General features: G+C 39.5%; 12 protein-coding genes and 1 tRNA gene. 12 read left to right on the forward strand and 1 reads right to left on the reverse strand.

The features are described 5' to 3' along the window. The 5 genes from ACT3RN_RS12175 to ACT3RN_RS12195 form a co-directional block, all read left to right on the forward strand. The coding region (locus tag ACT3RN_RS12175) for a hypothetical protein (protein WP_444518686.1) at window positions 1-546 on the forward strand (546 nt) is incomplete at its 5' end. 2 nt (window positions 547-548) lie between these two features. Next, the gene (locus tag ACT3RN_RS12180; RefSeq protein WP_192992506.1) at window positions 549-1,034 is read left to right on the forward strand and encodes a hypothetical protein; all 486 of its coding nucleotides are present in this window, start codon (window positions 549-551) and stop codon (window positions 1,032-1,034) included. A 167-nt stretch (window positions 1,035-1,201) separates the two neighbouring features. Then, on the forward strand, window positions 1,202-3,247 hold the full coding sequence (locus tag ACT3RN_RS12185) for a VENN motif pre-toxin domain-containing protein (RefSeq protein ID WP_442060937.1): 2,046 nt from the start codon (window positions 1,202-1,204) through the stop codon (window positions 3,245-3,247). Then, window positions 3,244-3,570 carry a hypothetical protein gene (locus tag ACT3RN_RS12190; RefSeq protein ID WP_192992442.1) on the forward strand — a complete coding sequence of 109 codons (327 nt, stop codon included), beginning with the start codon at window positions 3,244-3,246 and terminating at the stop codon, window positions 3,568-3,570. The genes ACT3RN_RS12185 and ACT3RN_RS12190 overlap by 4 nt, the downstream gene beginning before the upstream one ends. 277 nt (window positions 3,571-3,847) lie before the next feature. Then, the gene (locus ACT3RN_RS12195; protein ID WP_192992441.1) at window positions 3,848-4,495 is read left to right on the forward strand and encodes a hypothetical protein; all 648 of its coding nucleotides are present in this window, start codon (window positions 3,848-3,850) and stop codon (window positions 4,493-4,495) included. 119 nt (window positions 4,496-4,614) lie between these two features. Here the strand turns inward: ACT3RN_RS12195 and ACT3RN_RS12200 are convergent. After that, window positions 4,615-4,691: transfer RNA gene (locus ACT3RN_RS12200), tRNA-Arg, on the reverse strand. A gap of 357 nt (window positions 4,692-5,048) precedes the next feature. Here ACT3RN_RS12200 and ACT3RN_RS12205 point away from each other — a divergent pair. From ACT3RN_RS12205 to ACT3RN_RS12235, 7 genes are all read left to right on the forward strand, one after another. Continuing rightward, complete coding sequence (locus ACT3RN_RS12205; RefSeq protein WP_192520300.1) at window positions 5,049-5,681, forward strand: c-type cytochrome; 633 nt, start codon at window positions 5,049-5,051, stop codon at window positions 5,679-5,681. A gap of 231 nt (window positions 5,682-5,912) precedes the next feature. Continuing rightward, entirely contained in the window at window positions 5,913-6,875 is a 963-nt protein-coding gene (locus ACT3RN_RS12210) for an ABC transporter ATP-binding protein (RefSeq protein ID WP_192520301.1), read from the forward strand. Between the two features lie 29 nt (window positions 6,876-6,904). After that, a complete protein-coding gene (locus ACT3RN_RS12215) occupies window positions 6,905-7,678 on the forward strand; it encodes an ABC transporter permease (protein WP_192520308.1) in 774 nt (257 codons plus the stop codon). 105 nt (window positions 7,679-7,783) lie between these two features. Continuing rightward, window positions 7,784-7,930 (forward strand): hypothetical protein, encoded by a 147-nt coding sequence (locus ACT3RN_RS12220; RefSeq protein WP_192520302.1) that lies wholly within the window; start codon window positions 7,784-7,786, stop codon window positions 7,928-7,930. Continuing rightward, window positions 7,917-9,470 carry a hypothetical protein gene (locus ACT3RN_RS12225; RefSeq protein ID WP_442062906.1) on the forward strand — a complete coding sequence of 518 codons (1,554 nt, stop codon included), beginning with the start codon at window positions 7,917-7,919 and terminating at the stop codon, window positions 9,468-9,470. Before ACT3RN_RS12220 ends, ACT3RN_RS12225 begins: the two co-directional genes overlap by 14 nt. Window positions 9,471-9,487: 17 nt before the next feature. Further along, complete coding sequence (locus tag ACT3RN_RS12230) at window positions 9,488-10,183, forward strand: hypothetical protein (protein ID WP_192520304.1); 696 nt, start codon at window positions 9,488-9,490, stop codon at window positions 10,181-10,183. A 97-nt stretch (window positions 10,184-10,280) separates the two neighbouring features. Further along, window positions 10,281-10,576 (forward strand): hypothetical protein (locus tag ACT3RN_RS12235; protein WP_444518687.1); only part of this gene is annotated, 296 nt, incomplete at its 3' end.

The raw sequence follows: 10,576 nt of genomic DNA on the forward strand, positions 1-10,576 counted from the left end.
TATAAAGGTGACACACTTTTTGACCCTAAACTATATTCTCAAATAGAGAATTTAGGTGGGCTTGGCACGGGAAGCTTACGTACAGGGGTAACGTTTAATAATGACCAGTTTGTAAGTCGATACTCAAGATGGCAAAGTGATGCGGCGTATAGAGAAGATGGTATACTTGGGGTAATAGCTCAAGGCGCAGTAGGTGTAGGTGCTTCGCGTGTTGCTAAAGGTGTTACCAGTAAATCGTCTAATAGCGCTTCAAGTTCATCCATGTTAGGAGCAAATGGTACTCAGACTAGTAGTAAAACTGTTTGGAAAGAAAAAGGTTCAAAAGCAAGAATAGATGTGGAAAATCCAGCTCCTGGAGAGCGACCTGGCCAAGTACATTATCAAGATGCGAACAACGCTAAGTACTATTATAATCCAGCGGACGGAAAACTCTACACTGGTAAAATTTCTGATGGTCTAGTAGCACCAAAGTCTATACAAAAATTACTAAAAAACGATAATTTTAGAAATGGTATTAATAAAGGCTTAAAATACTTAGGAGAATAATCATGATCTATACTAACTCACTGATGTCAAGTTATCTAACATCTAACAAGAATATGATATTTGAAAGCGATTTAGACAAAAGACTGGAAGATGTACTTAAGCAAGGTTTCTTAGCTGTTGATGATTGTATTTTTTTAGCGGAAATCTTTCCTACTAACTATAATAAGGGTTCCCTCAATAAGAAAGAAATTGAAACAGACTTTCTTGATTTTTCTGGCTTTGAGGCTTCAACTAATAAGTTCCATATCGAAGATTTTACGGATAAAGACCCTTTCGTTCAATCAATAATTTTTTTAAATAAATTTAAGGAAAAATGGTATGGTGATTTTCCTTTAGAAAGTCTGACTGTTTTAGTAAGCTTTCAAGACGATGATATTGGCAAGTTTTCTACATTCACATTTCATAAAAATAGAAAAAATGAGGTAGTCTATGATCCTAAAAAGATTGAGCTAAATAGTGAGCCTGTATATTTAGAAGTTATATCTTAATTCTGTACAATATGCTTAAGAAATCTGGTAACTAAAAAAATAACTTTATATAAGATAGTAGTTTTTAAAATGTATGACTAACCTAAAAGTTACGATACTTAATATATCGTAGCTTTTTTTATATCTCAAACTAATACACCGCTACCTATGACAGCGACCAAAAGAACATGGGTTTTAGTGCAGATCTTGATCTTGCCAAAGGTGCAGGCTCCAGTCTCTCGGTCAATGGCGGTAAGACCAATGTCAATGCTGACTATCAAGCCGTGGGTGAGCAGTCAGGCGTCTTCACAGGGGATGGTGGTATTGATCTTACCACCGAAGGCACAACCAATCTGATAGGCGGCGCGATTACCACCACGGACAAAGCCCTACAAAATGGATTAAACAACTATGTCAGTAAAGGTGGCATTACGACTCAAGACATAGAAAACACCACCAGCTATGAGGGCGATGCCATTTCTGCAGGTGTTAGCATTGGTAATACCACTGGTAAACCACAAGCCACCATGAACGGCATTGGCTACGGCACAGATAGTGACAGTGATAGCAGTGTGACTCGTGCAGGTATTACGGGTGTTGCTGGAAACAGTGATATCACGACGGATAACCGTGCTGAGTATGCGGGCACTCTTGAGAATGTATTTGATGCTAGTCAGGTCAATGAGGAGCTTGGGGCGCAGACGCAGATTACCCAAGCCTTTGACCAAGAACGTCGTAAAGTCAAGAATGAGATTAATGCCAAGGAGAAGAAGTTAAGGGATGAGGCAGAAGAACAAGGACAGCTAGGTAATACCACAGCTCGCGATAAACTTATCGAACAAGCAGACAAAGTACAAAACCAAGGATTATTGTTTGATGCTATCTCTGGCGCTATCTATGGACCAAATTCAAACGGCGCGACAGGCTATGTCGCTAAAGTAGCTAGTCCTTTTGTATCTAATCAAATTGGACAATACTATAAAGAACAAAGTGAGACCCAAGGAGATAGTCTTACTGGCAGCCAGCAAGCGGGACATATATTAGCTCATAGCATTCTTGGTGCTGCTGTAAGCTATGCGACTGGTAATAATGCAGTGACGGGCGGTATTTCGGCAGGAGCAGGTGAGGCTACGGCTCCCGTTTTATCGAAGTTTCTCTATGGTAGTAGTGATCCTGCCAACCTAACTGCTGAGCAAAAAGATACCATTAGTGCTATTACTAGTGCAGTCGGTCTGACTATCGGTGCAACTACGGGTAATGCAAATGATGCGGCTAATGCAGCTGAGACCAGTAAGGTTGCGGTTGAGAACAATCAAATGCTTGTACCACAGGCTTATGACAAACTTACTGCTAAAGAGAAGCAGCTTTACAATAAACTAGAAAAGCGTAAAGCGCCTGAACTAACTGCATTCTTAAAGAGTTACGAATCTTGTAACAGTAGTAGTTGCCGAGCAAACGTTGAAGCTCTCTACCAAAAAGCTAGTAAACTATTTGGTGAAATAGTACTAAAAATGGTCAAAGAGGGTGATCTTAGTTTAGCTGAAGTCCAAATGCTTAACGATAACTTAGCGAATAAGTTTGCAAAAGCAGCTGATAATGAAAAAGGTACTATAGCGAGTTTGGAAACAAATCACTGGAGTCCAGTAGGTGTTCTTGGTTATACACAAAATTTGGATCAAGCACTTACATTAGCTAGACATAACTACTTAGTGAATGAAAAAGGACTGACAGGAAAGGCATTAGCTAATGCTTTGAGTAAAGATGAAGTTACTCAGCTACTTTCTTTAGGCCTACCTATATATACTGGTACTGGTAGTGGTCCAACCAAAGTTAATTCTAATAAGACTACAAATGATAGAGCAAATAACTCGGCTAGGACTATGGAAAGAATCAAAGCGGCAGAAAGAATTAGCACTGCTAGTCCTAATAAAACACCACCTCAAGTTACAGCGCCAAGAAATGTTGAGGAACAAATTTTGTGGAATCAGGTTGTTAATAATCCTAAAGCAGGTAGACGGTTACAAAATATGAATAATGATACTAGGTTTCCGATAGATGCAGGATTTCAGAAGATGGAAGCAAATATAAAAAGAGCAGACGGAAGAAATACTACCATCCATTATCAATACAATACTAGAACTAATAAGGCATATGACATTAAGATAACTACAGATAAAAATAATAGTTACAGTTATCCGGCAGAAAAACCATCTAAAAGAGAGAAAATAAAATGATCAGAGCAAAACTTAGATCGACTAACCAATTTGTGTATATTTACCAAACTTATCTGCAAACTAATTATGATAATGAGGTGGTTTGGCACTATTTATGTAGTGAAAATATAGGCTATGGCTTGAAAGTATACTATTCCGAGGAAATTGATGATATTGAAGTGCTTAAATACTTTCATGATGAAAATATAGATTTATCCGAAGAATATATGCACCCTATTCTAAAAAAAATTGTAGATAGCGATTGGGAGTTATACAGTGATATTGTAGAGGGTGACCAAGAATCTTGGTTAATCTTTGAACAACAATTAGGGCATAGGCCATAACTGAAAAATAATGGGTTAAATTGTTGGTAGCACGTAGGCTAGGTTTTTAGCCCAGTAATCTATAGTTGATTATGACTCCCGAAATTCGAGTCAGAGCAACGTCGTTATCCGCGCTGAAGACGTTAATATTGACAACGTCACCGACGTCTACACCAATCAAAGCGAGCAAAGCTTTAAGCAAAGCGGACTCACCGTCTCCGTCTCTAACAGCTTAATTGACAATGCCAAAGCGATTGATAGTCTCGTTGACGCTGGTAGTAATACTGACAGCGCGCGTATGAAAGGCATGGCGGCGGTTGCTAGCGACCAAAAGAACATGGGCTTTAGTGCTGACCTTGATCTTGCCAAAGGTACAGGCTCTAGCCTATCGGTCAATGGTGGCAAGACCAATCTTAACTCTGATTACAAAGCCGTTGGAGAGCAGTCTGGTATTTTCTCCAACGAAGCCGACATTGTCGCTGAAGGCAAAGGCACCTTCAAAGGTGGCGTGTTTGTCACCTCAAAAGAAGCTCAAGCCAATGGCAAGAGCAACATCGTCTTTAAACAAGGTGTTAGCTCACAAGATATTAAAAATACCACGAGTTATGAAGGTGAGGCATTATCAATTGGTCTAAGCATTGGTAATACCACCGGTAAACCACAAGCCACCATGAACGGCATTGGCTACGGCACAGATAGTGACAGTGATAGCAGCATCACCAAAAGTGGTGTCAGTGGCTACAATGATCCACAAGGCATACTCACCACTAACAACCGTGAAGCACTTGGCGGTAAGCTTGAAAGTGTGTTTGATGCTCAAAGGGTTAATGAAGAGCTTGGGGCGGTTCACCGAGTACTTGGTCACCGATTTTCAAGAGGTAGAGTACATGCATGCACCCTTATCGTGATTATATCATTAGAGAGTGGACAGCCTCTTAAGAGTTGATGAATATATAACTACTAACCCTTATAAATAAATACTTCAAAGAAATTTTCAGACATAAAAAAGCCTCAAACAATATAATGCTTGAGGTGATATTTGAACAAAACTTAAGCTATAAATAGTGGTGCGCTCGGCGGGAATCGAACCCACGACCCTCGGCTTCGGAGACCGATACTCTATCCAACTGAGCTACGAGCGCATAATAAACAGTCTGCTATATTGATCAACACAGTACCTTAAAAGGTGTCAAAGGTCTTATGAAGTATCGAAAAATAAAGACCGCTTAGTCTAACAAATAAATAGCATAAAGCCAATAAATCAAGGCTGAGATTAATGTTTTTTCAGAAAAAACAAGATAGTCATTAAACAGGCATGGCAATTTACCTGTCTTTTCCCTTATAATGCTAGGGAGAATTCATATTTATAATCACCGATTACAAGTGTGCCAGCATGCTAGCACTCTGTTTGCTATTGATGACTAGTTATCATCAAAGGAGGACAAACAGTTTGTCTGAGCCGTGCAAGCCTTTGTACATGTAATAAGAGAACGTGACGAATGAGAAAAGTAGTTATGTTATCGGCAGCTGCCATTCTAGGAATTGCTAGTATCGCGGTGAGCCAAGCCGAAAGTGTTGTAGAAACGCCAGCAGCTGCCTCTGATGCAGCAGCAACGCAAGAAGTTGTAGAAAGCGCACCAACTGAGTCAGATACTGACACCGAAGCTGCTGCTGATACAACAGAGGGCGATGCTGCCACTGAAGAAACTGCCGCTGCAGCACCTGTTGCTGAAGAAGAGCCAATTCCACAAGATACGCCGCAAGTGCAAAAGCTTATTGCATTATATCCTAACTTGATTGCTCGTATTCAGCCTGTGGCTACCGTATGCTTTGAAGACGATGAAGTCTGTGATGTAACTGCACGTGCTGCTGGTCCAGCAGCTGGTGATGGACCTCGTGATGGTAAGGCTGTATATAATGCCGTATGTCATACTTGTCATGCAGCTGGTTTGCTCGGCTCTCCTGTTTTCGCTGATGCTGGCGCTTGGGGACCTCGTATAGCAAAAGGTACAGATACCTTATATACCCATGCTATCAACGGTTTTAATGCAATGCCTGCAAAAGGTGGCGCAGACATCCCTGACGAAGAAGTCCAAAATGCTGTAGATTATATGGTTGAAGCAGCAAGCTAATCTTTAATAAGTGCTTAGCTAAGCTTTTACGATTTATATCTAGAAAGCGCCTATCTCACTCAATGAGATAGGCGCTTTTTTAATCATCAATATTATCAATATGAGACTTAAGGCGTATTGTGGTTGAAATTCTCAAACAGCAACCTCATTTTATGACATTACAATATATCTTATATACAGTTATCATCTCAAAATATTTTTACATACTTTATAACAAACAAAGAGGTCTTCATGTCTGAGGTACCAGCACTTACGATAAAGAATTTATCCAAGACTTATGACAATGGTTTTTCAGCACTAAAAGGGGTGGATTTAACCGTACCGCAAGGTGGATTTTTTGCGTTACTTGGTCCAAATGGTGCAGGCAAGTCAACGATGATTGGTATTATTAGTTCGTTATTTAAGCCTACGACAGGCAGTGTGCATATTTTTGGTACTGATTTACTAGAGAACCCATCTGTTGCTAAGCAATATCTTGGAATCGTACCGCAAGAGTTTAATTTTAATATGTTCGAAAAAGTCGAAGATATTTTGATTACCCAAGCAGGTTACTTTGGTATCTCTGCTAAAGAAGCACGTCCTAGAGCGAAAAGACTGCTAACAGCACTTGGTCTGTGGGATAAACGCGATAGTAAATCACGTGAGCTATCAGGTGGTATGAAGCGCCGTCTGATGATCGCACGCGCACTGATTCATAAGCCAAAATTATTGATTTTGGATGAGCCGACTGCTGGTGTCGATATCGAGCTACGCCGCTCTATGTGGGAATTTATGCAGCAAATTAATATCGAAGAAAAAACCACGATTATTCTGACTACTCATTATCTAGAAGAAGCGGAGCAGCTATGTAAGCGTATTGCTATTTTGGATCATGGTGAGATTCGTATTAATACAGAAATGAAAGATTTGCTCGCGCAGCTATCCGTTGAGACGTTTGTCTTTGATTTAGAAACACCGCTTACCAATCAAGTGGTTTTGGAAGGAGTGACAGGAGTTTCACAGCCTGATGAGCAGACACTAGAAGTGACGTTAACGGAAGGTGAGTTTTTGAATAGTGTCTTTGAACAGCTGTCAGAGCAAGGTATTACAGTAGGAAGTATGCGCAACAAAGCCAATCGACTAGAAGAGCTGTTTATGCGCTTGGTGGATAAAAATATTCAAAGTGCAGATAGCATGAAGGAGGCGGGGTTATGAGTCAAGAAATAATAGATCCTAATAAAACCATGTCATTGAGCAAAAAGTGGATTGCTTTTCGCACTATTCTGTTAAAAGAAGTTCGCCGTATTTTGCGAATTTGGCCACAGACGTTGCTGCCACCAGTCATCACGATGAGTCTTTACTTCATTATCTTTGGTAAGATGATTGGCTCGCGTGTGGGTGAGATGGGCGGCGTGCCATATATGCAGTTTATCGTACCTGGTCTGATTATGATGTCGATCATTACCAACAGTTACTCTAACGTTGTTTCGAGCTTCTTTAGTGCCAAATTCACGGCCAGTATCGAAGAGCTATTGGTATCGCCAGTATCCAAACATGCGATTTTGATGGGCTATATCAGTGGCGGTATCTTCCGCGGGCTGGCTATTGGCGTTATTGTCTCGATAGTAGCGCTGTTTTTTACCGATTTAGGTATTGAGCATTTATTTGTGACCGTATTTACAGTACTAGGCACGTCTATCTTATTTTCACTTGGCGGCTTTATCAATGCCGTGTTTGCTCGCTCATTTGATGATATTTCTATCGTTCCAAGCTTTGTGTTGACGCCGCTTACTTATCTTGGTGGCGTGTTTTATTCGATGGAAAATCTATCACCATTTTGGCAAAATATCTCGTTATTGAACCCTATCGTTTATATGGTCAACTCATTCCGTTACGGTATCCTTGGCTACTCTGATGTCAATGTTTGGTATTCGATGGCGGCTATTTTTGTATTCTGTGCGATATTTTATACCATCGCCTATCGCTTGCTCAGTAATGGCTCACGTGTGCGTTTATAAATTAAAAGATGACGGAGGTTTATAAGTCGTCATTTGTCATAAGTAGCTTGTAATTCATAGACTGATAACCTTATTATAAGAGCCCAATATTGTTGGGCTTTTTTTATGTATAAAATCTTTGTAAGCAGTATGAGTAAGGCTGCTACCGCAGGTCTGTTAATGGCAGTATTCAATCACGCTGATAAGTTAAAGATGGTCTATAATATGCAAATTTATCTACAGATTGAAGGTATCAATTATGGCAGTTTCTAGTCATTTGCCAACATCCACAAGTACAACTGGAACGGGTCAATGTACGGCTATAATTACTATATCTAGAATGCAACCGTTTACCGTACATTTTAGACGGCCTGATATCAAGCCGTTATCAGCTAATGAGATAAAAGGCTCTATAGATTATTATGATGGCAGTTATGGTTTTGATTGGCTAAGAGATGAGTATATCTACGATATTGAGGAAGTATATGAATTAGGTAAAGATTCTTCAACAAATAACACTACACTTATGAGATTATATAAAGGTAAAGTTGAAGATTTAATTAATGAATATAGTAGGTTTAGTTCTTCAGACAAAAAAATCGCTGAAATTGAAAGTATCGAAACAGTACTAAAAGAAACTTACGTACCAGCTTGGTTATCTATTTTTCCAACCAGTTATAGCTCAGATGAAAATAGTACTGGCGTAGATCTATACTTACAAGTGGAGCAAGAACAACTGTTAGGAGTAGCTATCTGCCCATTGCAGAGTCCTGAAAGTATTGCTATCTCGTTTGATGCGGGCAATGATAGTGGTATCAGCATCACAGCACCAGGTATTAGCACTTTGGCTGATTTGCTGGGAGGGAGTGAGACTGAGTTAAAGCGACATTTTGACGGTCCAGAACTGCAAAATAAAGTGATTAGACGCTATAGAGATAACAGTAAAAAAATAAATATTACCGCCACGACTGGTAGTGATAAGGTGAGAGTCATTAAGATCATCGCTACTACTAAAAAAATAACCAAAACGGTTGGTTTGTTGTGTGTGTACCCGAATGATACGATCAAGCAAGCTGATATTAAGGCAGTTCCTTACATCATCTTCAAGAACGGAAAAGAGTCTCCCATGCCTAATCCTATTGACATACAACAGTATGTTAATCGGTATTTTTTAAACCAATCGTTAGTTCAAGGCACGGTGAGTAGAGAGCCAAGTTTGGATATCACCAACAGTGAGCAGTTTACCAGACCTATGTTGGATAATTTAAATAAGAATATGAAGACTTATATTCAGGTTAACCCTGCGACAAATACTTATTATATAGATAGCCGACATGCTAAATCCTTTAGCGATACAATGGTAGCACTCTATGAGGATGCCCGTAAGCTGAAGCTTAATGATGATGGTGATAACCAAAAAACATATGTCTTTTTTACAGACTTTCCTGTATATAAGCCACTATCAGGAAATTTCAGTTATGCAGTCTACGGGGCGGCAGAAAATACAGAGCAGACACTTTGTTCTAGTTGTTCTGCCAAAAAAACCGTCTGGGGAAACACAGTCGTTATGTTTGCATCTGGTAATACTAGGTTAGGAAAGATCTCTCATGAATTGGGCCATAGTTTTAGCTTACCTCATACTTTTGACAACGGTCAGTCGACACCTCATGCTTTTTATCAAGGCTACACAGATAACGTGATGGATTATCCAAATAAAATCAATACGGAAATAAAAAATCCATACGAAGACAGTTTACTCTCTTTATTTAAATGGCAATGGAACCTCATTCGTCAGGATAGAAGTATCAAATAACAGGCAGCTTTATTATTATGATTCAATCAAAATTGTTGTTAAACAGTCTTATCGTTTTAGCTGTTGGCTTTGTCACACTGTCAGCGCACGCCTATGAAGCATTTCAAAGTGCTTGTTTCCCTGATGGTTATATACCAGATCCTAACGATGAGCTGCCTTATGCGCCACCAGAACCCTTAACAGGCATTGAGAGAGAAAAGCCTATCGTATTGATGACTAGGAAGGAGTTTAACGAGAGAATACGGTTATCACCACTGTGGGAGTCTTTGTATGATAAAGAGTTAGAGTATGGTAGCTATGGTTCTTCTTATAGTTTTAAAACGTTAGGAGAGCTGATGGGTGCTAATAGTTATATTCGTGTCACGAGTCATTTAGATGGACATTACTGGAAAGAGAGTCAGAGGCTTACTCAGTTATCTTATGGCAATCATGATCTTAAACAAAGAAATCAGTATCACCACCAGCTCCTAGAGCAAGAAAGGATTGAGATGATCGAAACTCTCAAATTAGCAATAGATAATATAGATGATAAAACCGCTAGCGAGATCATTGATAAGCTGTATGAGCAGTATATGGACAAAGTGAATAATAAGGCATATCTATCGGATGCAGAGACTATCCATACTTATATCGAGTATGATGGCAAAAATATATCTTTTTGGGGTAAGGTTAACTGCAAATACGATATGTTTACTGGCATGACTATTGATTAAAGTATCCTAGCTATAAATTAAAATACGAAGGTATTTGGTGGTTTGGGACAGGATAAGCATTGACTGTATCCTTATTTTAAAATGGCTATGGAACATCATGATTCAATCAAAATTGTTGTTAAACAGTCTTATCGTGTTAGCTGTTGGCTTTGTCACACTTTCAGCGCACGCCTATGAAGCATTTCAAAGTGCCTGTTTCCCTGATGGTTATACACCAGACCCTAACGATGAGCCACTTTATGCACCACCAGCACCCTTGACAGGCATTGAGAGAGAAAATCCTATCGTATTGATGACTAGGAAGGAGTTTAACGAGAGAATACGGTCATCGCCATTGTGGGAGTCTTTGTATGATAAAAAATTAAGGAATGGTAGCTATGGTTCTTTTTATAA

The sequence above is a fragment of the Psychrobacter sp. AOP5-GZ1-6 genome (genome assembly GCF_052376345.1).
Taxonomy (GTDB): domain Bacteria; phylum Pseudomonadota; class Gammaproteobacteria; order Pseudomonadales; family Moraxellaceae; genus Psychrobacter.